The sequence below is a fragment of the Veillonella sp. ACP1 genome (assembly GCF_000286635.1).
GTDB lineage: Bacteria > Bacillota > Negativicutes > Veillonellales > Veillonellaceae > Veillonella > Veillonella atypica.
Map to the genome: position 1 here is coordinate 366,196 of NZ_ALKL01000010.1, position 24,057 is coordinate 390,252.

Genomic DNA, 24,057 nt, shown 5'->3' on the forward strand with positions numbered 1-24,057 from the left:
TTACTCTCCTTTTTTAACGCGTTCTACCTTTAATTCTTTACCAGCTAGTAAACGAGAAATATTTTCTCGATGACGTATGATAACAAACAATGCAGCTAGCGCACCAAATCCTACAAACCACCAGGATTCACCCATTACATACATCAATACAGGAACAAGCGCAGCCGCTATTATAGAACCTAGAGAGACTAATTTTGTGAAATATACAATGATACCCCAAATAGCAAAACAAATAACTGCAACTATTGGAGATAATGCAATGAGTACCCCCAAACCAGTTGCAACACCACGGCCACCTTTAAAGCCAAGAAATACTGACCAATTGTGTCCAACCATGGCCAAAATGCCACCTAGAATCATGTACATTGGATTTAAATGGGAAAACAAAAATACCCCAATGGCACCCTTTAATGCATCACAGAAAAATACAGGAAGCGCTGCCTTTAAACCAATAACACGATATGTATTTGTAGCACCTATATTTTTTGATCCATATAGACGGACATCTGTATTGAAAAATAATTTACCAATAATGAGTCCGCTAGGAATTGAACCGATTACATAGGCTAATAACGCATACCCTATAATAGGCATAAAATCATTCACAACTGTCACCCTTACCCTTTGTACTTATTACTCTTCATCTTCACGTTTTTTACCGCGAAGGATTAATCGAATTGGAGTACCTTCGAAACCAAAACTTTCACGTAAACGATTTTCCAAGAAACGCATATACGAGAAATGAATTAATTCGGGTTCATTTACAAATAGGATAAATGTTGGAGGTTTAACACTGGCTTGTGTCATATAGTAAATTTTTGGAATTCTACCATTACGGGATGGAACTGGATTTACAGTTTGAGCATCTTGTAGTAATTGATTTAATGTACCAGTAGAAACACGACGATATTGTTGTTCTGATACGAATTTAAGCATATCAGCTAAACGATGAATACGTTGTTTTGTCAATGCGGAAGCAAATAGAATTGGTGCAAATTGCAAGAATCCTAACTCATCATAAATATCTTCAGTGTATCTCAATGTAGTTTTATCATCTTTTTCTACAAGATCCCACTTATTAACTACAATGATAACGCCCTTACCGGCTTCATAAGCATAACCAGCAATTTTTTTATCTTGTTCTGTAACGCCATCAACGCCATCTAATACAAATACAACAATATCAGAGCGATCAACGGAACGAAGAGAGCGAACAATGCTGTAACGTTCAACAGCTTCATCAATCTTGGATTTACGTCTCATCCCTGCCGTATCGATGAGTACGAATTTTTGATCACCATGTGTCCAGTGCGTATCAATAGAGTCCCGAGTAGTGCCAGCTACATCGGAAACGATAACGCGATCTTGACCTAACAGTGCATTAGTCAAGGATGATTTACCTACATTAGGACGACCAATGATGGCCACATGAATGGTATCTTCCTCATCTACATTAGTTCCTACAGGTGGGAAATGTTTAACCGTATCATCTAATAAATCACCTAGATTCATTAAATTCTTTGCAGAAATGCCAATTGGATCACCAAGTCCCAAATTATAAAACTCATAAATATTAGGTTCTTGATTTACACTGTCAATTTTATTTACTACAAGGACTACTGGTTTTCCACTAGTACGTAAAATATTGGCCACTTCTTCATCAGCCGGTACAATACCTTGCTTGCCATCAACCACAAAGAGGATTACATCAGCTTCTTCAATAGCGAGTTCAGCTTGTAAACGCATCATTTTAGGAATGACATGGCTGTTCTCTGTTACAAACTCGATACCACCTGTATCAATCATTGTAAACTCACGATTAAGCCATTCTGCATCGAAGTAAATTCTATCTCGTGTAACGCCAGGTATATCCTCGACGATAGAAATTCGTTTATTAACAATGGCATTAAATAATGTAGATTTACCTACATTTGGACGACCAACTACGGCCACTAATGGTTTTGCCATACTTTCACCTCTTTTATTATCTATATACATCACTTCATTCTATCATATTAAAGTGAATGTACGCAAAAAGGCTAATCAAGGAAAACCTTGATTAGCCTCATTAAAAGATTCTGAATTATTCAGCGTCTTCTTCTGTTTCTTTTGCTTCCATCAACTCAGTCAAAGCCAAGCCCAATTTCTTTTCATCTTTGTTAAGAGAAATGATTTTAACTTCAACTTCTTGACCACGGTTCAAGTAATCTTCAACTTTCGCATTACGTTGTTTTGTAATTTGAGAAATGTGAAGTAAACCTTGAATATCATCGTTAACAGCTACAAATGCACCATAAGCTACCAAACGAACAACTTTACCAGTGATTACATCACCAACATGTAAAGTTTCTTCAGCAACATCCCATGGGCTCTTAGTTAAAGCTTTTAAGGACAAGGATAATTTGTTGCTTTCAGGGTCGAAAGATTGCAATTTAACTTCGATTTCTTGGCCAACGGAAAGAACATCTTCCACTTTTTTAATTTTTTGCCAAGAAATGTCGGAAATATGAAGTAAACCTTCAATACCACCGATATCTACGAATGCACCATAAGGCATGATTTTACGAACGATACCTTTATAGTTTTCACCAACGTTGATATTTTTCAATGCTTCAGCTAATTTTGCTTGACGTTCCACTTCAAGTACTGCACGGCGGGAAAGAACCAAACGGTTTTTCTTTTCGTCGATTTCAAGAACTTTTGCTTCGAATTCAGTACCAACCAAGTTGTCCAAAGATTTTACGAAATGCACATCACCTTGGGACAATGGAATGAAACCACGAAGGGATTTTACTGTTACCACCAAGCCAGCTGGGATAGCATCGATACCTTTACATACGATAGGTTCGTCTTTTTCTTGAGCTTCGATAACATATTGCCAATCTTCATCTTTAGCCAAACGAGTCATGGAAAGATAAATAGGATTATCTTCTTTGATGTGGTTCATGATAACTGCTTTAATTTCATCACCATTTTTCAACACATCTTTGGCAGAGTTTGGTGCTGGATAAGAAATTTCAGTTCTATTCAAAATTGCTTCAGTTTTGTAGCCAAAAGATACCCATGCGCGTTCATCTTCAACTTGTACTACTTGACCTTCTACAACGTTTCCTTTCTTAAATTCTTCTTGACCTTCTGCTGCTAATAATTCTGCAAAATCTTTCATTGTCTCAATGACCTCCTTAATAATCCAGTCGGGAGTCGATGCTCCTGCTGTTACTCCTACCGTCTGTACTCGGTTAAACCATTCCAGTTGTAATTCAGTAGAAGTTTCAATGTGATATGTTGTACATCCAACGTCTCGACAAACCTCTGCCAATCGATTCGTATTACCGCTGTTCTTACCACCTATCACAATCATAAGATCTACGTTACGAGCTAATTCAACGGCAGAATTCTGACGTTCCTGAGTTGCATTGCATATCGTTTTGAAAATCTTAAGATTCTTAGATTTTTTCTCTAATATCTCTATTATACTGTTAAATTTGAATTGTGAAAAGGTCGTTTGAACAACTACGCCCATTTTTTCAACAACTTGTAGATTTTTTGCGGATTCTTCATCTTCGATGATTATTCCTTTGTTATTCGCCCATAAATTAATACTTTTAACCTCAGGATGGTTTTTTTCGCCCAATATAACCAGTGTCATACCATCTTCGATAACAGATTTTGCATCTTGTTGAGCTTTTTTCACATGTGGACAAGTGGCATCCAAAATGTTTAAGCCTTTCTCTTCTGCTTCTTCGTAAATTGCAGGGCCCACACCATGAGACCGAATAATCATAGTTCCTTCATCAATATCCGACACCTCTTGAATCGGGCTAACACCTTTACTCTCTAAACGACCAACTACTTGTGGGTTATGAATGATAGGACCCAATGTATAGCTTTTACCATCGCTATCAGCAGCTTCATTGGCCATTTCAACAGCTCGTTTTACGCCATAACAAAAGCCATGATTTTCAGCTAAAATTATTTCCATAATGTCTCCTCTATGCGATTTTCATGATAGGAATCAATCATGCGTTGAATTTCACCCTTTACGCGATCATTAACCTCTTTAATAGCCTCAGGTGTCGGTTTAGCTTTACTAACAGGTACCTGTTTACCAATGATGCAAGCAACTTGGTTTCTCTTCATATTATGAGAACCGATAATGGCAACTGGGGTAATACCAATTCCTGTACGCAACGCAATGGATGCGGCCCCATCGTGAAAGCGTCCTAATTTTCCATTCTTTTGACGATTACCTTCTGCAAAAATCCCTAATACTTTATTATTCTTTAATAGTCCTAAAGCATGACGAATTGCTATTTTATCTATGGCTCCACGGTTTAAAGGGAATGCACCAAGCCAGGTACAAAAAAATCTTGAAATTGGATTTACAAATAATTCCTGTTTTGCCATAAAGTGTACGTGCCTAGGCAATGCATAGCCGCAAATAGGTGGATCGTTATTACTTAAATGATTTGGCACCACAATAACCGGACCTTCCATAGGGAAATTATCGCGACCATAAACCTTTAATCCATAGCCGACTTTATAGCGCAACCAAAAGGCAGTTCGCCAAAGCCATGTAGAAAATTTGTTCATTTAGATTCGCTCCTGTACTAGATGTAATATATGTTCTACAGTTTCATCAAATGTCATTTCGCTAGAATCGACCAATACAGCATCCTCTACCTGAATCAATGGAGATTCCTTTCGATTCTTATCCATATCATCACGTTGCATAACACTGTCTTTAATATCCTCTAAAGTTTGTTCGTTAACTGTCCCCTTCACTTCTAAGTAACGGCGCATAGCACGAGCCTCTACAGAAGCGGTTAGATATATTTTTAATTCCGCATTAGGTAATACAACGGAACCGATATCACGTCCATCCAATATAACGCCACCAGCTTCTGCCATAAGTCGTTGTCGTTCAACCAAATATTGACGCACACCTTTATATGAAGCCACTATAGATACAGCATTGTTCACTTGTGGCGTTCTGATAAAATCAGTCACATCTTGACCTGCAATAAAAACCTTACATGAATCATCACTGGCCTCCATAGTAAGATCTAATTCTGGTAATAATGCTTCCACTGCCTTTTGATTATTTACATCGATATGATTATGCAATACAGCCCATGTAACAGAACGGTACATAGCACCTGTATCGATATAAAGATACCCCAGTTTTTTTGCCACTATTTTAGAAATAGATGATTTTCCAGCGCCTGCTGGGCCGTCAACAGCAACGGCAATTTTATGTGTATTCATAAGTCCCTGTATCACTTTCACAAATTATATAAAATATACTATTCAATCATACAGCGTAAAATGTCTCTATTAAAACGCTTCAGGGTGAGTTATATGCATAGCTGCTACATATCCTGTAGAAAAGGCAGCCTGTAAATTATATCCACCTGTAAAAGCATCAATATCCAATACTTCACCTGCACCATATAAACCTTTAACCAACTTAGATTCCATAGTTTTAGGATTAAATTCTTTAAGAGAAATGCCACCAGCAGTAACAATTGCCTCTTCTACAGGACGTAATCCTTTCACGGTAAGAGGCATATGTTGCAACATATAACCGATTTGTTGTCGTTCTTCCTTTGAAATCTGATTAATCGGTTTTTGTGGATCAATACCGGCCAATTCAATAATTAATGGTATCAATCGACTTGGTAACAAATCTTTCATCCCATTAATTAATTGTTTCTTAGAATAGAGATCAAAATCTTTTTGTAATCGTTTATCTAATGTCTCTGGAGATAATGCAGGTTTTAAATTTATATCTAAACCTATAGTGCCGATATTTTTTTTGCACATCAATTTTCCCACCGTATGACTAAGGGATAAAACGATAGGACCGGTAATGCCAAAATGGGTAAACATCATTTCCCCAAACATCTTGGCTTGCACCTTATTCTTAGCAACTACAGACAATTCAACATTCCGTAGGCTAAGCCCCATTAAATCTTTTACCCAGGGCTCTTCCGTTACAATCGGTACTAAAGATGGACGGATATCGGTAATCTTATGGCCTACTTGAGCCGCCAAAATATATCCATCACCAGTAGAACCGGTAGCAGGATATGATTTACCTCCCGTAGCAATAACCACAGCATCAGCGTGATAGGTTTCTTTGTCTGTCACAACACCGGTGACAACACCATCATTTATCAAAAGTTTCTTAACTGGTTCCTCAAGATGAACATCTACACCATAGTGTTTCATAAGCTTCATAAAGGTATTTCGCACATCCAGAGCGGAATCTGAAGCTGGAAATACGCGGCCGCCTCGCTCTACCTTGGTTTCTAAACCAGCGTCGTGTAATAACTGCAACAAATCTTCATTGGTAAAGCGCTCGTAAGCACCATATAAAAACTTACCATTGCCCGGTGTATTTTTAATAAAATCAGACATATCACAAGCATTCGTAATATTGCAGCGTCCTTTGCCGGTAATGCCCATCTTTTTACCAACATAATTCATTTTTTCGAGAAGCGTTACCTTTGCCCCTTCTCGACCAGCAATGACAGCAGCCATTAGCCCTGCTGCACCACCTCCGATAACTACGACGCGCTTCATTTAGAAGCTCCTAGCGCTTTAAGTGCACTTACTTCACGTTGCGTCAGTTGACGAACACCACCGCGCTTAACACCACTTAATGTTAATCCACCATAAGCAATACGTTTTAAATTATGAATTCGATAACCAAAATGTTCAAACATACGACGTACTTGTCGATTACGACCTTCATGAATAGTAATTTCTACTTCGTGAACCCCATTGTGGTCATCAAATCCTAAATCTACAAGTGTAGCAGGTGCTGTCACACCATCTTCAAGAGGCACACCATCGGCGATAACCTGTAAATCTGTATCATTTACACGCCCCTTAATACGAACTTCATATGTCTTTTCAACGCCTTTAGATGGATGTGTAAGATTCTGAGCTAGTTCTCCATCATTTGTTAAAAGCAATAAACCTTCCGTATGTAAATCAAGTCGCCCAATTGGATAGATACGGCGTTTTTCATTTTTAATATAATCCATTACAGTTTCCCGTCCTTGTGGGTCTGTAACAGATGTAATAACACCTTTCGGTTTATTCATTAAATAATACACAGGTTTTTCCACGGCTAATAATTGTCCATCAACCATGACCTTATCTTTCATAGGATCAACCTTAACACCCAGTTCCGTCACTTTACGTCCATTGACACGTACCTTACCAGACGCAATTAATTCTTCTGCCTTACGACGAGAAGCTACACCACAGCTGGCGATAAATTTTTGTAATCGTTCCATATTATATCCTTTTCTATATGTTCTCTGTTCCATCCTCATTAGGAGGTTCTATTAAGCTTTTAACTTTCACACTGTCTATTGATACACCTGACATATCAGACTCAACAGTATCTAGCTCTTTGTGCAAATCATCAATTGAAGTAACACCTGTACTTCGCAGAAATTCATCAGTTGTGCCATACAGAATAGGGCGACCTACCGTATCCTTATGGCCCAACTCAGCAATTAATGAGCGAGACAATAATTGTTTAATTACCTTGTCGCTATTAACACCGCGCACCTCTTCTATTTCAGCTTTTGTAATTGGTTGTTTATATGCAATAACCGCTAGTGTTTCCATAGCTGCATTAGATAATTTATCCTCTTTTTTACGTATATGACCAATATACATAGCCGATTCTGGTGCACTTACCAGTTCCACACCAGCAGCAGAGATTCGCACGCGGATACCGCGTTTATGGGATTCTAAATCAGATGCTAAGTGATCTATCAATGTCAAGCTATCTTGTTTTGAAAGCTTAAATATATCTTGAATGACATCAATAGAAATAGGTTTAGCCGCAGAAAACAATACAGCTTCTAAATCTGATATACCCATGCTACTCCTCCTCTACTTGTACATCCCGTTCACCAATGATAGGTGCGGTAAAAATAATATCATCATTTTCGTAAAACATGACTAATTCTTGTTGTTTTAAAAGTTCTAGTACAGCCATGAATATAGTTACCATACCACTTTTAGATTCTATAGCAACAAGTAGCTCACGAAACGCCAATCGTTCACCACGCCTTGCACGACTCGCTAAGGATACGATCATATCCTCTAAGCTGTATGCATCTTTCTCAACAGTTACTTGACGAACCTGTTGTTCATCTTCAGATTCAACGGTCTTATGTAATACAGAATAGAATATATCATATAATTTAGATAGTTCTAAATTATAATAACTATCTAAACCTAATACACTCGTTTCTTCAGGGCGACTAAACACATTCGACTCAACCGATGCTTTTTCCATTAAAAGCTGAGTAAAATCTTTTATCTTTTTAAACTCTACTAACTTAGCCACTAATTCATCTCGTGGATCTTCGCTTTCATCTGGTTCCGGTTCAATCTTAGGTAATAGCATACGGGACTTAATTTGTAATAATGTAGATGCCATTACAAGGAATTCACTACTATAATGGATATCAAAATGATTCCAATTATCTAGATATTCTAAATACTGGCTTGTGATTTCAACGATTGGGATATCCGTGATTTCAATTTTATGTTTTTCAATTAAATGTAAAAGTAAATCGAGAGGTCCCTCGAATACATCCAATTTATAATTATAGTCCCCCATGAATCCCCATTCCTTAACGATACTATTTCATAACTATATAATTATATCGTAAATCGAAAATTTCTTCTACGTTCACCATATATAATTGTATTTTTTAGTATTCTTTGTTATCTTATAATGTGAAGAAAATTATATATTTGTTATAATCTCCTTTAGAAAGGATACATTATGTTGTCATCAATGAAATCATTGATTCAAAATCCTATTTTGCGCTTTGGCATTATAGGCATAGTGCTCTACATTGCACTATTTTTTATTTATGAACCTGTCACATTAGGACTTGATGTAGAGGATATTACAATCCTTGCGGTACCGACCATGGTTGGTATGTTTTTATTCCAATACTTTATGAGTTGTACCGTATTTCATCGTGCGTTCTTAGGATATGGTTTAGTAGGCTTACTATGGGGACTCACATTTCCATTATTATTTCATTGGTCTTATGTAAAACCTCTATATTTCTATGAGTTTGCCAATGATTTTCTATTCGGCTTACTTCTATTTATGGGGCTTTCAGGTATCCAATATTTGGTAACCCAAACGGGACGTCTACAGAAATTAACATCAGCTATACTAGCTTTATTCTCTTCGTTCCTTAGTCTTATTCCATTATTACAAATTGGTTATTATATAACCACCTGGCACTGTTTAACACCAGCAAGCCTATTGGCCGTATACATGACAAATCCTGAAGAAGCCTTTGGATTCTTAAAAAATGCTGCTGGTATTCCCGGCCTTATCGCTATCGTCATAGGCCTTATTTTATGGACACTCTTTCTATATTGGTGCAACCTAGGTATGAAACGAGTTGTCGATTTAAATACAACACGTCCTTTACGATTAGGTGTACTCATCGCATCCATGGTAGCATTTATCGTATATGTACCATTCTTCTTATTCCCTCAAACATGCATCGTAGCCAATTGGACGGCTGCCGGTAATTATGTTAAAGAAATGCAACAATACAACGATAATCACCATCTTGTATTTGATTCATTCAATTTGGATACAAAGGATACGACACCTACTAAAACGCCTGGAACTATCATTCTCGTTATCGGCGAATCCAGTTCTCGTGACTATATGAAGGTCTACAATCCAAAATTCCAATACGATGACACGCCTTGGCAAGAGGATATGCGCGATCACAATAAAGATTTTATCTTTTTTAATCATGCGTACTCTTCCTACGTACAAACAGTACCAACCTTAGAACGTGCCCTTTCAGAGCGCAATCAATATAACGACCGACCATTCTTAGATTCTGCTAATATTTTGGATGTAGCTAAAAAAGCAGGTTACACCACATCATGGTTCAGTAACCAAGGCGTATTTGGCGAATACGATACAGCTATTTCTTTAATGGCTAAAACGGCGGATACTACAAAGTGGGCTCACGAATCCTATGGCTTCTCTGATTTATATGATGAAGCATTATTGCCATTGTTAAAAACAGCTGATCCAAGTAAAAATAATTTTATCGTAATTCATATTATGGGCAGTCATATTTATTATAATGACCGCTATCCGCATGAATTCAGTAAATGGAAAAAAGGTCCCAATCCTGAAGGTATCGAGGCTTATGCTAATAGTCAGCTCTATACAGATTGGTTGTTACAACAAATCTACACCTATGGTAAAGATAATTTAAATCTTCAAGCTATGGTTTACTTCTCTGATCATGGTGAAAGCGTTGACAAGTCCCACAATCCAGACACCTTTGATTTTGTGATGACTCACATTCCATTCTGGATGTACTTATCGCCTCAATATCGTGCAGCATATCCTCAAACGGTATCAGCACTCGATAGTCATGAACATCAATATTTCACAAATGATTTATTATACGATACATTAGTTGGTCTCATGCATGCACCAAACAGTCGTTACGATAAAACAAGAGACTTTAGTAATAGTGCTTATCGATTTAATTTACACAATTTAACAACACTATTAGGTGAACAGCCATTAACAAATGACCCAGTTAATGCAGGCCAATAACATACACTAATACAACAATAGCGACGATTGATACATATCAATCGTCGCTATTGTGCTGTATAAGGTCCTGTACATTCTTTTCTGTATAGATTTGTATATTATGTTGTAATAAAAGCTCAGACGTGACACCAACCCCATTTACGAGGGTTCTAGTAAATGTACCATCATATATTTCACCATATCCACAGCTTGGACTCTTAGCCTTTAGTAAAGCACACAAACAATTTTTATCTATAGCAATTGCTAAAGCTAATTCTGCACCCCCTTTAAATTGTTCTGTAACATCTATACCATTTCTCGTTTGGACTCGACCACCTATCCGCTCCGCTGGGGGTCTTGGTGTTAAAAGCCCACCCATAACCTCAGGACATACTGGTATAAGGTTATAGAGGCTCTTAAGTTCTTCCAAACAGTCTATTTTATTATGGTCACCATCATAACGGCAACAAACACCGCAAAGACATTCACTAATCAACAGATTCGGTTTACTCACGTTATATACCTACACGTAAATACAGTTAAAATTATATACAAAAAAAGACTAACCGAAGTTAGTCTAATGGTGCCGAGGACCGGAATCGAACCGGTACGGTTATTTCTAACCGACGGATTTTAAGTCCGTTGCGTCTGCCTGTTCCGCCACCCCGGCATGGGTAACGATTTTGTGGAGGCGGCACCCAGAATCGAACTGGGGAATAAAGGTTTTGCAGACCTCTGCCTTACCGCTTGGCTATGCCGCCATATAAAATTAGTGGAGCGGGAAACGAGATTCGAACTCGCGACCCCCGCCTTGGCAAGGCGGTGCTCTACCGCTGAGCTATTCCCGCATGTACATGGTGCCTCAGGACAGAATCGAACTGTCGACACACGGATTTTCAGTCCGTTGCTCTACCGACTGAGCTACCGAGGCATGAATGGCGACCCCGATCAGATTTGAACTGACGATCTTCGCCGTGACAGGGCGACATGTTAACCGCTACACCACGGGGCCGTATCCAAAGTACTTGCTTAGTATATCTGTTATCAGAGTTTTTGTCAACACTATATGTGTAAATTCTTGATGAAGTTTTTTTCATCTCCCAAAATAGTGCTCTCCCTATGTCCAGGTTCTACTAATAATGCATCATCTAACTCCAGTATTTTACATAAGCTTTTACGTAAATCTTCAGCATTGCCATTATAGTTATCACTATTGCCCACATTTTGTTTATAAATAGTGTCACCTGTAAATAGATGACCTTCTATTTCAAAACATACTGAACCCGCACTATGACCCGGTGTATGATACACCCGTATATGAAATGGTCCGATATTTAGTATACCTTCTTGCAAAGGAATACATTGGGTGAACATTTTTTTCTTGTATACACTTGGTCGACGACGAATCAATTGCAATAATTCATGATCTCCATCATGTAGATATGCAGGTATATTATAATGTCCACAAATATCATCAAGAGCCGACACATGGTCACAATGACCATGTGTTAATAAAACCGCAATTGGTTTGGAATCTCCTACCATCTCAATTATATGTTTACTATGAAATCCAGGGTCAATTATGAGAGATTGATTGTCTTTTTTTAATACATAACAATTTGCCTTATACAAGCCTAATGGGCGTTTTATTATTTCCATTATACAATCCCTCCCCCATAACTAATGCAGTATACAATATAAACTTCTATAAAATTCTATATCGTTTTGTAGTATCTTTTTTAATAAAATACCCTTCCCAGAATTGGGGATGAAGCATAACTAGAATCGTAAATAATTCCAAACGACCTAATAGCATATCTACAATAGCCACACCTTTTGCACCTAATGGCAATAATGCAAAGGAATCAGTTGGTCCATAACCACCAAAGGCTAAACCTACATTACTTTGGAATGCGGTGACTATTTGGAGTGCATCACCTGTAGATAAACCAAAACATGTCATAAGAAATACGGATATAACATAAATCATTAAATATAGAAATATAAATTGTTGCGTCATATGCACCCATTTATCTGGTAATGGCTTTCCATTGATTCGTACAACTTGAACCATATCTGGATGTATGGCTTTTCTCAAATAAATGATACTACTCTTAATTAATATAATGAGACGAATAATCTTAACGCCACCGGTCGTAGATCCACTACACCCTCCAAAAAAGCTAGCTATAAATAACATCATTTGAGCCGCAGCAGGCCATAAATCGTAATCAGATACGGCAAAACCACTGCCCGTTTGTATTGATACTAAGGTAAAGGCTGCATCTTGAAAAACTTGTCCTATATCCATAGAATTAGATTGAAAATATAAGGATATAAAGGTGATAAGAATACCAATAACTAATACAAGCCAATACATACGCGTTTCAAAATCAGAGAATAACGCTGAGAATCCTTTTTGAATTACATTATAATATACGGCAAAATTACCGCCTGCAATGACCATAAACAGTATAAATACAACACATATATATGTATTTTGACTATATAAAAAAGTACCTGCAGTAGTTGGTGTCAATCCACCAGTAGCAATAATAGAAAAAGCATAATTCAATGCATCAAAAGGATCTATACCACCTAAACAAAGCATGATAAAACAGATGATTGTAAATATTACGTACAATGTCCATAATTTCGATGCTATAGATTGAATTCGTGGTAACACTACACCTGGTTTTGGCACAGATGCCTCAGCATTGAAAAAATGCGCAGCATCAGCACCAAGATTACGTAAGAATGATAGAATCAACACAATGATTCCCATACCGCCAATCCAATGCATTAATCCACGCCACAGTATGAAAGACTTTGGTATGCTATCAACATCAGAAATAACTGTAGCACCAGTAGCGGTAATACCTGACATAGATTCAAACAGCGCGTCCATCGGGTTAACTAATACACCAGATATTATAAAGGGAAACGCCCCCAATAACATTGTTAAAATCCATGTTGAGCTAACCACTAAGAAGCCATCTCTCAAGCTAAAGGTTTTACTCTTATTTCCACCAAGTACTAGTAGACCACCGAGCAGTATGGATAATATAGCTGTAATACAAAAGGACCAATATGCAGTTTCAAATAGAATACTATATATAAATGGTATAACAAGAAAAGCTCCAAAAATATAGAGTAATTTGCCTACCAAGGACATGACAATCTGTATACGCATATAACCCCTACGTTAAATAATTCAATAATTTAGTAACAGATTCAGGCAATGAGAATAGTACAATATGATCCCCCACTAATAGCTCTGTATTCCCCCGTGGAACAATCGCGTCATCACCGCGGAGTATAACACCAACTAAGGCTTTACCAGGTAGACGAATATCTTTTAGTTGTTTACCAGCTACGGGAGATTGTTCTGTAATAAGAATCTCTATAGATTCAGCCTTGCCACCTTCAAAAGTAGATATGGACACTACGCCTTCTCCACTTCGAACAAATCGTAGTATTTGTCCTGCAGTCATTAGACGTGGTGAAAATACAATATCTATACCAACTTGTTCCATGAGCATAATATATTCAGGACGTCCCACACGAACAACGGTTTTAGGTATGCCCATATGTTTCCCTACTAAAGCAACTAAAAGATTTAATTTATCATCATCTGTTAAAACAATAATAACATCATTATCGGCTACTTCTTCGGCTTCTAATAAATCAAAATCCGTACCATCCCCATTGATGACAATGGTTTTATCCACTTGTGCAGCCAAGGCTTCACAACGTTCAATATCCTTCTCAATAACCTTAACAGTAAATCCTGCTTTTTCTAATAAGATAGCTAGATTGCGACCCAATAAACCAGCGCCTACAATAACAGCCCGTTTATGGAAGGTTGCATGATTAGAAAACCATTCTTGTTCTACTTCATTAATACCATCTTTTAAACCTAAAAAGAAAACACTGTCATTAGGTAATAATATGCTTTCACCATGAGGTATAATCATTTCACCTAATCGTAAAATGCCAACCAATAACACACCTTCTGGAAAAGTTAACTCTTTTAAAGGTTTATTTACGAGCGGGAATGTACTATTAATTTTAAATTCCATTAAACGTACAGCGCCTTGACCAAATTCTTCTACGTCCAAAGCGGATGGTGTTTCAATAATATGAAGTAATTCTTGCGCCGTAACCATTTCTGGATTAATGAATAAATCAACACCTAATCGTTCTTTCATATGATCGTCCATATGATCAACGATATTTGTATCCCTCACACGTGCTACAGTAGATGGAACACCTGCTATTTTAGCTACCGCACAAGATAACATATTAACTTCATCTGAATCGGTAACTGAGATAAACATCCCCACATCAGATAAGTCAATTTCATTCAACAACTGAATATCGCTACCATTACCGCATACTAAACTAACATCCAATGTATTTTCTAAATTATGGATACGTTCCTGAGAACGGTCTATAAGATATACGTCATGATCATCTTGCACCAGTCTTTCACACAAGGAATACCCAACCTTACCAGCGCCTACTACAATAATCTTCATAGTTTAGACCTCTTGTGAATTTGGGGTCCATTGTTTACCAGTTTCTGTCAACAATGTCCAACCATCTTCTTGTACTACAAGGCGGGATTTCATTAAATGACCTAACGCTCGTTTAAATGCAGCCTTGCTGATGTTAAATTTATCCTTAATCAACATAGCTGATGATTCATCACTATAAGGCATTTTACCGCCCCGTTGTAATAGGTATTCCATAATAATCTGACCATCAGAGATTAACGCTTTTTCTTTAATTGGACGCATAGATACATTAATACGACCATCTTCACGTTTAAACGTAACACGAGCCTCTACCATTTCTCCAACATTTAATTTGCGTGTCATTTCTGAACGATGCAAAAAAGCAATCCATCGCTCAGGAGTAATAAAAAAGGCTCCATCACTAGTCAAATTGTAAATAGCACCACTTACTTGTTGTCCTACAACAGCATCGGTAGCAGCTTTAGAGGCGCGTCTCATCTCATCATCAACGTCCATAGAAACGGCCATACGACCAGATTTATCGGTATATAATTTTACCCATACCTTTTCCCCTACTTGAGGTCTGCCACGCATTTCAGCGTGAGGCATAAAAATCCCCCGCTCAGTACCAACCTCAACGAAACAACCAAAATTGGTTACATTAATAACCTCAACATAACCAATTTGACCGACCTTCATAGCAGGCAATCGCATGGAGGCAGTCAAACGTCCCTTAGGGTCACGATATAGAAATACCTCTACATCATCACCTATAGCAACTGGTGAAGTTTGTTGATCCTTATGGAGCAAAATATCATCATTTGTATTTCCCGTTTGACCATCAAGGAAAGCGCCATGATCACTAGTACGTAGAACACGCAGTGTAGCAATGGTATTTTCCAATAATTCGCTAGCCATAGATTATTCTCCTTCAAAAGGAACACGTCCAGCATCGTTCCATAAGGCTTCTAGTCCATAAAATTCACGAATTTCATCGTTACCAAACACGTGACAAATAATATCGCCAAAGTCCAATAATACCCATTCACCTTCGCGATATCCTTCACGATGGAGGACCGTCATACCTTGTTCTGCTGCTATATCCTCAATTTCATCTGCAATACTTTGAGATTGTTTAATATTATTGGCGCTTACAATCATAAAATAATCGCCTAACATAGAAACACCTTCCAAATCAAGTATTTCAATATCATGACCTTTCTTATCATAAGCCGCTTGTGCAAGCGCTAAAACATGTTGTTTAATTTCTTCTTTTTGTTTCATTGTATCTCCTATTATTCTTTCTTTTCTGGTTCTGAACCTGGTTCTGATGGTTTTACACGTGTGCTTTGTTCTGATTCTACCGCAACAGGTGCTTTTTTAGTTTCAGGTGTAGAAACAAATTGACTTAAATCTTCTGGTGCCAATGTCCCCATTGTAATTCCCACTAAGCGCTGAGCCTCAGTTGGATTTACATGCCAATACACGACGTCATTAATTTTTTCTTTTTCACCAGGCAAAATATAAAAATGAATATGGTCTTTATCCATTTGACCGATAGAACGCATTAATTTAATAGCATCCCATGTAGATATATTACTTTCATAATGACTCCATAAACGCCATATATGCCAAGCTTTTGTAATAAACCAAGTATCTTGTTCCCGATCAACCCATAATTTCAAGAACCGTTCTTGTCGTTGAACACGTCCAAAATTATCATTATTTTCGTCTGTGTAACGTAAATATGCTAATGCATTATCACTATCTAAATTTTGATAGCCTCTGCGTAAATCTATGTCTTTACTACCAGTTTCAGCATCAACATGTTCCATATTCTTTTCTACGTAAAACTGTTGACTGCCTAAAACATCACTTGTTTTTTTGAAAGCTGCCTCATCCACGACAACATAGTAAGGTATGCTGATATGGAATATATCCTCTACAACGGCTTTCGTTAGTTCAATATTACCTTCTGCATACATTTGATTTAACATAGATGCAGATTTTTGATCTCTACTTTCAATTTTACTATTGCTAGGAATACCAATTATATCCATCGTATTAGTATTCATATTAATAGACATGAGGAATAATGAGTCAGCTTGACTCGGATTATTTTTATCTCGCCCTACAATTAATACATATACCGGCTTGTCCAATGCTTTCTGTTCTACATTAACTGTATCAGTATGCTTAGGTTCACTGGATTCTTCAATCTCACTTGCAGTATCAGTTTGTGTTACTCGATGATATACATAGCTGATTCCACTATACATACCCCAACCGATGCCACAAATAACAGTAAGTGCTAACACGAATGCGATGATTAGACGGCCCCATTGGAGCTTATTTTTTTTCATCTGACGTTCTCGACGTCTTCTACGGCGACGAGCTCGCGCTTTTTCACGTTCATCCATTCTAGGCACCTCCTTTTTTCATATGCTGTATAAGATCATTACGGCTAATAATAGTAAGAGGATAAATAGTATCATTACTATCTATTAAATGTCGAATGGTCATATCAAATCCACACAATACTCCGGCATCAAGAGACTGTTCTGCAGCTGCACGAATATCGTTTACGCCAGGAAAATTACGATTAGGCTCAATATAATCAGCTAAAAATATAACTTTATCCAACTTTGACATGCCCACTTTTCCAGTTGTATGAACACGTATTGCTTCTAATACTTCTCGATTAGTAATACCATAATGAGTATTCGCTAACACCATACCTGCTAAACCATGTAATAAAGCACCGCTATGTAACATATCAACATCACAGGCCAAATCTGCAACTAAATCTTGCATTTCCAATAATGGTAATTCTTTAGCACAGTCATGTAACATCGCTGCTAACCGAGCGTCTTCTACATTAGCCCCATATTTTTTAGCTAAATAAATCGCTGACTCTACAACACCTAAGGTATGTATAAAACGTTTTTTACTTAATTTATAAGATAAGTCGGTTTCAATTTGCTGTATATCCACCTTTAATTATTCCTTCCGATAAATATCATATTTTTCAATATATTGAACTACACATTTAGGTAACATATATCTGACCGTCAAGCCATGACGCAGTCGGTCTCGTAAATAAGTAGCAGATAATTTCATTTCTGGTACATTCATTAAATGAATTCTATTCTTAGCTTTGGGACCTAATAACTCTAATGTTGTATCAATAACTTGAGATCCATCAGGCCTCATAGCACCAATAAAATGACAATGCTCTAATAATTCATCAATAAATTTCCAATTAGGTAAGTCTCGTATTGTATCTGTACCAGCAATAAAGTAAAAAGAAACAGAATCCCCATATATTTTTTTGAAATGATGAATAGTATCAATTGTATAGGAAGGCCCTTCACGACGCATTTCCACATCGGATATTTCAAAATACGGGTTATCTGCTACCGCCGCAGCCGTCATGGCATAACGATGCTTAGCATCAATAACATCATTATGTTTATGAGGAGGTATTCTTGCAGGAACAAATATAACCTTTTCTAAATGAAAGTTTTCCCTTGCCACCTCTGCAATCATTAGATGTCCTAAGTGGATAGGGTTAAAAGTTCCGCCTATAATACCAATCCGCCGGTTCTCTACCATATATAAGTCACACCCTTTATGACTATAATACAAATCAAGATAAATAATGCTAATGCTTTTACATATGATACCCACTCATAACGACCTTTTGGAGTCTGAATATAACGATAATAAGCTCGTATCAAATAATATAAACGCATCACGAACGAATTTGTCCTGTACCAAATACAAAATATTTATAGGATGTTAATGCTTGTAATCCCATTGGTCCACGAGCATGGAGTTTTTGTGTACTAATGCCAATTTCAGCACCAAATCCAAATTCAAAACCATCTGTGAAACGTGTAGACGCATTATGATATACAGTAGAACAATCGATAAGATTCATAAAATGCTGAGCGGTTTTCATATTATCTGTTACAATCGCTTCAGAATGATGTGTCGTATATTGATTAATATGTGAAATAGCCTCATCCACAGATGATACGATAGCTACATTTAAATCAAAATCATTATATTCTGTACTAAATGAGTGCTCATCAACAGCAATCCCCTTAACAATCTGTAATACATCTGGTGTACCGTGAATCGTTACATGATGGAGCTCTAATTTATGGTCTAATGCCAACAGAAATTCGTGAGCGATAGATTTATGAACCAATAGAGTCTCCATAGAATTACATACAGAAGGACGTTGTACCTTTGCATTCACAGCAATATCAACAGCCATGTCAATGTTAGCTTCAGCATCAACATAGGTATGACAGACACCGCTTCCCGTCTCTATAACTGGTATCATACTATCACGTACAACCCGTTGTATTAGTCCTGCACCGCCACGTGGAATCACTACATCTATATAACGGCGTTGTTGTAGCAATACACTTACAGCTTCACGATCTAATACTTCTACTAACTGGATAGCTGCTCTTGGTAAATCATTGGCTTCTAATACATCTTGCATAATAGATACGATGACGCGATTTGTACGGTATGCTTCCTTACCACCGCGTAGAATAGTGGCATTAGCGGTTTTAAAGCATAAGGCGCCAGCATCAACAGTGACATTAGGACGCGCTTCAAAAATGATACCTATAACACCAAATGGTACGGCACGCTTTTCAATATGAAGTCCGTTAGGCCTATTAATAGTTTCAAGGATGGTTCCTACCGGTGATGGTAATAGACTAACTTGACGAACACCTTCTGCCATTTGATTAATGCGCTCTTTAGATAGTAGTAATCTATCCAACATCGTATCAGGCACCACGCCTCTAGCCGAATCCATATCCATGTGATTGGCAGTTAAAATTTGTTCACTATATTCAACTAACGCATCGGCTATAGCACATAACACCTCATTGATGCGTTTCTCTGGTAATTGCTGTAAAACAATAGATGCTGCTCGTGCAGATTCACCCATTTCTTTAAATATACTTTCATATGAATTCATACTGTACCTCATCAATGAATAATTACTAGATTATTTCTGTGAACAACCTCATCATATGTTGTATCAATTTCTAATACACGAGCTATATCTTGCGTATTGTGACCTTTAATCTTAAGTAAATCTGTAGAACTATAATTCACTAATCCTCTAGCGATTTCTTTTCCCTTAGCAATAATTGATACTGTATCACCAGGTTCAAAAGACCCATCCACTTCAATAATACCAGCTGGTAAAATACTAGCTCCGTGATTTAATACGGCTTTCGTACATCCTTCATCTATAGTAATGCTTCCACTTAAGCGTTTCCCATAAGCTACCCAATGATGCTTTTGAGAAACACCTTGATCATTAGCGACAAATAATGTACCTATATTCTCACCTTTACATACTTTACGTAAAGAATTATCCGATTCACCACTGGCAATAATCATATGTATACCTGAATTAGTCGCCATATGGGCAGCCTTAATTTTTGTATACATACCACCAGTACCCATACTTGAACCTGCACCACCAGCGATTTCATAAGTTTCATCTGTAATTACAGAAACTTCGTGGATTAAAGTAGCTGTAGAATCCGTAGCTGGATTAGCCGTATATAAACCATCAATATCAGATAAAATAATAAGCACATCGGCTTCTACAATCCCTGCTACAGTAGCCGATAATGTATCATTATCGCCTATTTTATATTCTTCAATAGCTACTACATCATTTTCATTAATAATTGGAATGACATGTAATTGTAATAACGCATGTAATGTATTTCGTAGGTTCAAATAGCTATGACGAGAAGTGCTATCCTCCTTCGTCAATAATATTTGAGCAACCGTTCTACCATACTCTCGAAACATGCGTTCATACATATGAATGAGTACACCTTGTCCTACCGCTGCTGATGCTTGTCGTAACACAAGATCTCTTGGTTTCTCTTTAAATCCTAACGGCGCAAGACCTGCACCCGTAGCACCCGAGGAAACAAGAATAACCTCTTTCCCTTGGTTGGCAAGATCTGATAATTGACGGACTAAATGTTCTATCCGTTCTAAATTTAAATGACCATTTGGGTAACATAATGTACTGCTACCCACTTTTACAACAATGCGTTTAGCATTCTTAATGGCATCTCTCATACAATCATCTCCTATAAGGGAAAAAGGTTATAACTATTATTTCGGTAATATAATTTTTGGTTCTTTTTTAGCTTTATAAAGAACACCATTAAATCCAATAACTTGTACTAACTCAGCACCAAGCATATCTGCTAATTCTTGGAATATCGCTTTATCTTCTGGACTATTATTAAGCAATTTAACCTTGATTAATTCACGTGCCATCAGTGCTGCTCGTGCACTATCAATCACGCTATCCTCAAGACCATTTTTACCAATTTGCACAATAGCTGGCATAGTTGCAGCTAATGAGCGTAAATACCGTTTCTGTTTTCCTGTCATTATAACTCCTAGTCTCTGAATGTGAATCGTTGTTCACCAATAACAACTTCATCGCCTTCTTGACATCCTTTTTCACGTAATTTATTATCCAATTCCATGAAACGCCAAATACGTTGGAATCGACGTAAGGATTGATCATCGTCAAGATTGGTCATTGCCACAAGTCGTTCGATACGTTTACCCGTAATATAGAAAGCAGCATCATCACCACGTGTAATAACAAAATCCGTATCTGGTTTTGCTTCATACATAACGGTATCATCAGTGGCTTCAACCTCTGGCTCATAATTTTCTACATAATAATACGCTCGTTCCATTAGCTCAGGTAAACCTTCACCACTCAATGCATTGATTAAGAAAACTTCATAACCTTTGTCTTCAAAATAAGATTTTGTATTTGGAATTGTTTCATCATCAAAGACAAGATCTATTTTATTAAGTGCCACGATTTGTTTCTTATTAGCTAATTTCTCTGAGTATTTACGCAACTCATCATTAATAGCATCAAAATCTACTTTAGGGTCACGACCTTCCATGCCAGATACATCTAGAACGTGAATCAGAATATTCGTGCGTTCTACATGGCGCAAGAAATTATGACCAAGGCCTACACCTTCACTAGCCCCTTCAATAAGACCAGGAATATCAGCTAATACAAAGCTACGATCACCAGGGAGCGTTACAACACCCAATACAGGAGTTAATGTTGTAAAATGATAAGCCGCCACTTCTGGTTGTGCTTTAGATACTTTGCGTAGAATACTTGATTTACCAACGCTTGGATAGCCAAGCAAGCCAACATCAGCCAATACCTTTAGCTCTAGTTGTAACCAGCGTTCTTCCCCTGGTTCCCCCTTTTCAGCAAAAGTAGGTGCACGATTAGAGCTAGATAAAAATCTCGCATTACCGCGTCCACCGCGACCGCCTTTAGCGATGATAAAGGTATCACCATCATGAACTAGGTCACAGAACACCTTACCTGATTCTTCGTCCTTAACAACGGTGCCTAATGGAACAGGAATAATTAAATCTTCTGCACCGCGACCATGTTTATTGGCACTTTCACCATTACCACCCTTTGGTGCTTTAAATTGGCGTTTATAACGAAAATCTACAAGAGTATTAATATTTTTATCTGCTTTTAAAATAACATCTGCCCCTTGGCCACCATCGCCACCGCTTGGTCCGCCATTAGGAACATATTTCTCTCGACGGAAACTAGACATACCATCTCCGCCATCACCCGCTTTTACAAATACACGAGCGCGATCTATAAACATAATTACATCCTTTTCTGCAAAACTATTTTAATAGTTCTATTGCCTTTTGAATTTGAATATCTGACATATCACTAGATGGGGTAGTTCCCTTTGGTAATTCTAGAACTACATCTGGTTGAATACCAGTTCCATCAATAACACGATCATTAGGAGTATGGTATTTAGCTATAGTCACTTTAATACCTTCATCCTCTAGATTTGGATATACACTTTGAACAGTGCCTTTACCATAACTATTAGTGCCAACAATGGTACCTAATTTTCTATCTTGAATAGCGCCAGCAATGATTTCAGATGCACTAGCAGAACCTTTATTAATGAGAACTACCATAGGTAATGCAGGATTTTTTCCATCAGATACATAATTTTTGGTTTTTCCATCTCGTGTTGTGAAAGATACTAATGTACCTTCTGGCATAATAATGCTAGCAATATCTTGCGCACTATTAAGTAATCCACCAGGGTTATCGCGTAAGTCTAGAACTAATGAAGTCATTCCTTCGGATAAAAGCTGCTCATATTGTGTTTTAAAATCACCTGCTGTATGCTCAGCGAATTGACTGATGCGAATATATCCAATATGGTCTGATAACATCTTACTTTTTACTGTAGGTAATACGATTTCTTCTCTTGTAACATTAAACGTTAATAATTGATTATCCCGTTCAACCACAATCGTTACATCGCTACCAGCTTCACCACGTATTTTTGAAGCTGCATCTTCAATCGTCATAGAATTAGTGTCTACGCCATCGATGGATACAATGTGATCACCGCTTTTGATGCCAGCTTTATAAGCCGGCATATCATCAATCACGGATACTGCTTCTAACCCTTTTGAACCATGACCAAGAACCATGCCCACACCTGCATAGGTGCCAGAGGTATGCTCTTTCATAGATTCAAAGTCATCCTTGTCTAAATAGACACTATGAGGTTCTCCTAAGGAAGCCACTAAACCTTTCAACATACCATCAAATAATGTGGCTTTACTTACAGGTGTCATAAATTTCTGAGTCGCTATGTAATAGGTTACGACAAATCGTGGTAAACCCATGGCTGAACCAGAAATATACCAAAATACGAGCCACAACATAATGATGGACGCAAATATATATTTAATTAAGGCTAAACCAATTCTTTTAAAATTATTATTCAT

At 37.4% G+C, this 24,057-nt stretch carries 24 protein-coding genes and 5 tRNA genes; 1 reads left to right on the plus strand and 28 read right to left on the minus strand.

The features are described from left to right. The 9 genes from plsY to HMPREF1151_RS04945 form a co-directional block, all read right to left on the minus strand. Nucleotides 1–594, minus strand: a complete 594-nt coding sequence (plsY, locus tag HMPREF1151_RS04905; RefSeq protein WP_038141322.1) for a glycerol-3-phosphate 1-O-acyltransferase PlsY — start codon at nt 592–594, stop codon at nt 1–3. 39 nt (nt 595–633) lie between these two features. Beyond that, nucleotides 634–1,968, minus strand: coding sequence for a ribosome biogenesis GTPase Der (gene der, locus HMPREF1151_RS04910; protein ID WP_009661107.1), 1,335 nt, complete (start codon nt 1,966–1,968; stop codon nt 634–636). Between the two features lie 115 nt (nt 1,969–2,083). Next, a complete protein-coding gene (locus HMPREF1151_RS04915; RefSeq protein WP_005378840.1) occupies nt 2,084–3,982 on the minus strand; it encodes a bifunctional 4-hydroxy-3-methylbut-2-enyl diphosphate reductase/30S ribosomal protein S1 in 1,899 nt (632 codons plus the stop codon). Next, entirely contained in the window at nt 3,973–4,593 is a 621-nt protein-coding gene (locus HMPREF1151_RS04920) for a 1-acyl-sn-glycerol-3-phosphate acyltransferase (RefSeq protein WP_005378899.1), read from the minus strand. The genes HMPREF1151_RS04915 and HMPREF1151_RS04920 overlap by 10 nt, the downstream gene beginning before the upstream one ends. Then, on the minus strand, nt 4,594–5,268 hold the full coding sequence (gene cmk / locus HMPREF1151_RS04925; protein ID WP_005378996.1) for a (d)CMP kinase: 675 nt from the start codon (nt 5,266–5,268) through the stop codon (nt 4,594–4,596). Between the two features lie 69 nt (nt 5,269–5,337). Continuing rightward, a complete protein-coding gene (locus tag HMPREF1151_RS04930) occupies nt 5,338–6,588 on the minus strand; it encodes an NAD(P)/FAD-dependent oxidoreductase (RefSeq protein ID WP_009661047.1) in 1,251 nt (416 codons plus the stop codon). Further along, complete coding sequence (locus HMPREF1151_RS04935) at nt 6,585–7,310, minus strand: pseudouridine synthase (RefSeq protein WP_005378808.1); 726 nt, start codon at nt 7,308–7,310, stop codon at nt 6,585–6,587. The genes HMPREF1151_RS04930 and HMPREF1151_RS04935 overlap by 4 nt, the downstream gene beginning before the upstream one ends. 13 nt (nt 7,311–7,323) lie before the next feature. After that, entirely contained in the window at nt 7,324–7,908 is a 585-nt protein-coding gene (gene scpB, locus HMPREF1151_RS04940) for an SMC-Scp complex subunit ScpB (protein WP_009661252.1), read from the minus strand. A 1-nt stretch (nt 7,909) separates the two neighbouring features. Beyond that, nucleotides 7,910–8,656: a ScpA family protein gene (locus HMPREF1151_RS04945; RefSeq protein WP_009661090.1), complete on the minus strand. Its 747-nt coding sequence runs from the start codon at nt 8,654–8,656 to the stop codon at nt 7,910–7,912. A gap of 168 nt (nt 8,657–8,824) precedes the next feature. On the opposite strand from HMPREF1151_RS04945, the gene HMPREF1151_RS04950 reads away from it, so the two are divergent. Further along, on the plus strand, nt 8,825–10,657 hold the full coding sequence (locus tag HMPREF1151_RS04950; protein WP_009661169.1) for a phosphoethanolamine transferase: 1,833 nt from the start codon (nt 8,825–8,827) through the stop codon (nt 10,655–10,657). Nucleotides 10,658–10,694: 37 nt separating this feature from the next. On the opposite strand, the gene HMPREF1151_RS04955 is transcribed toward HMPREF1151_RS04950, so the two are convergent. From HMPREF1151_RS04955 to HMPREF1151_RS05045, 19 genes are all read right to left on the minus strand, one after another. Beyond that, on the minus strand, nt 10,695–11,150 hold the full coding sequence (locus HMPREF1151_RS04955; RefSeq protein ID WP_009661067.1) for a DUF523 domain-containing protein: 456 nt from the start codon (nt 11,148–11,150) through the stop codon (nt 10,695–10,697). Between the two features lie 67 nt (nt 11,151–11,217). Further along, nucleotides 11,218–11,306, minus strand: a tRNA-Leu gene (locus tag HMPREF1151_RS04960). A gap of 16 nt (nt 11,307–11,322) precedes the next feature. Continuing rightward, nucleotides 11,323–11,397 (minus strand) — tRNA-Cys (locus HMPREF1151_RS04965). 12 nt (nt 11,398–11,409) lie between these two features. Then, nucleotides 11,410–11,484, minus strand: a tRNA-Gly gene (locus HMPREF1151_RS04970). A gap of 7 nt (nt 11,485–11,491) precedes the next feature. Beyond that, nucleotides 11,492–11,567 (minus strand) — tRNA-Phe (locus HMPREF1151_RS04975). Nucleotides 11,568–11,572: 5 nt separating this feature from the next. Continuing rightward, nucleotides 11,573–11,648 (minus strand) — tRNA-Asp (locus tag HMPREF1151_RS04980). 50 nt (nt 11,649–11,698) lie between these two features. Beyond that, a complete protein-coding gene (locus HMPREF1151_RS04985; RefSeq protein ID WP_009661137.1) occupies nt 11,699–12,295 on the minus strand; it encodes an MBL fold metallo-hydrolase in 597 nt (198 codons plus the stop codon). A 46-nt stretch (nt 12,296–12,341) separates the two neighbouring features. Further along, nucleotides 12,342–13,829, minus strand: a complete 1,488-nt coding sequence (locus tag HMPREF1151_RS04990) for a TrkH family potassium uptake protein (RefSeq protein ID WP_005381312.1) — start codon at nt 13,827–13,829, stop codon at nt 12,342–12,344. Between the two features lie 7 nt (nt 13,830–13,836). Continuing rightward, complete coding sequence (gene trkA, locus HMPREF1151_RS04995; protein WP_005378830.1) at nt 13,837–15,177, minus strand: Trk system potassium transporter TrkA; 1,341 nt, start codon at nt 15,175–15,177, stop codon at nt 13,837–13,839. 3 nt (nt 15,178–15,180) lie between these two features. Continuing rightward, nucleotides 15,181–16,074, minus strand: coding sequence for a S1 RNA-binding domain-containing protein (locus HMPREF1151_RS05000; RefSeq protein ID WP_005381314.1), 894 nt, complete (start codon nt 16,072–16,074; stop codon nt 15,181–15,183). Nucleotides 16,075–16,077: 3 nt separating this feature from the next. Next, nucleotides 16,078–16,440: a ribosome silencing factor gene (gene rsfS / locus HMPREF1151_RS05005; RefSeq protein WP_005378863.1), complete on the minus strand. Its 363-nt coding sequence runs from the start codon at nt 16,438–16,440 to the stop codon at nt 16,078–16,080. Between the two features lie 11 nt (nt 16,441–16,451). Further along, nucleotides 16,452–17,576 (minus strand): LCP family protein, encoded by a 1,125-nt coding sequence (locus HMPREF1151_RS05010; RefSeq protein ID WP_009661276.1) that lies wholly within the window; start codon nt 17,574–17,576, stop codon nt 16,452–16,454. A 1-nt stretch (nt 17,577) separates the two neighbouring features. After that, complete coding sequence (gene yqeK / locus HMPREF1151_RS05015) at nt 17,578–18,150, minus strand: bis(5'-nucleosyl)-tetraphosphatase (symmetrical) YqeK (RefSeq protein ID WP_009661125.1); 573 nt, start codon at nt 18,148–18,150, stop codon at nt 17,578–17,580. A gap of 6 nt (nt 18,151–18,156) precedes the next feature. Continuing rightward, nucleotides 18,157–18,771, minus strand: coding sequence for a nicotinate-nucleotide adenylyltransferase (gene nadD, locus HMPREF1151_RS05020; protein WP_038141325.1), 615 nt, complete (start codon nt 18,769–18,771; stop codon nt 18,157–18,159). Between the two features lie 139 nt (nt 18,772–18,910). Then, entirely contained in the window at nt 18,911–20,164 is a 1,254-nt protein-coding gene (locus HMPREF1151_RS05025) for a glutamate-5-semialdehyde dehydrogenase (RefSeq protein WP_009661313.1), read from the minus strand. 11 nt (nt 20,165–20,175) lie between these two features. Continuing rightward, nucleotides 20,176–21,297, minus strand: coding sequence for a glutamate 5-kinase (proB, locus tag HMPREF1151_RS05030; protein ID WP_009661082.1), 1,122 nt, complete (start codon nt 21,295–21,297; stop codon nt 20,176–20,178). Nucleotides 21,298–21,333: 36 nt separating this feature from the next. Beyond that, on the minus strand, nt 21,334–21,618 hold the full coding sequence (gene yhbY, locus HMPREF1151_RS05035; protein ID WP_009661159.1) for a ribosome assembly RNA-binding protein YhbY: 285 nt from the start codon (nt 21,616–21,618) through the stop codon (nt 21,334–21,336). Between the two features lie 8 nt (nt 21,619–21,626). Continuing rightward, nucleotides 21,627–22,898 carry a GTPase ObgE gene (gene obgE / locus HMPREF1151_RS05040; protein ID WP_009661231.1) on the minus strand — a complete coding sequence of 424 codons (1,272 nt, stop codon included), beginning with the start codon at nt 22,896–22,898 and terminating at the stop codon, nt 21,627–21,629. Between the two features lie 22 nt (nt 22,899–22,920). Further along, the gene (locus HMPREF1151_RS05045; RefSeq protein WP_009661282.1) at nt 22,921–24,057 is read right to left on the minus strand and encodes a S41 family peptidase; all 1,137 of its coding nucleotides are present in this window, start codon (nt 24,055–24,057) and stop codon (nt 22,921–22,923) included.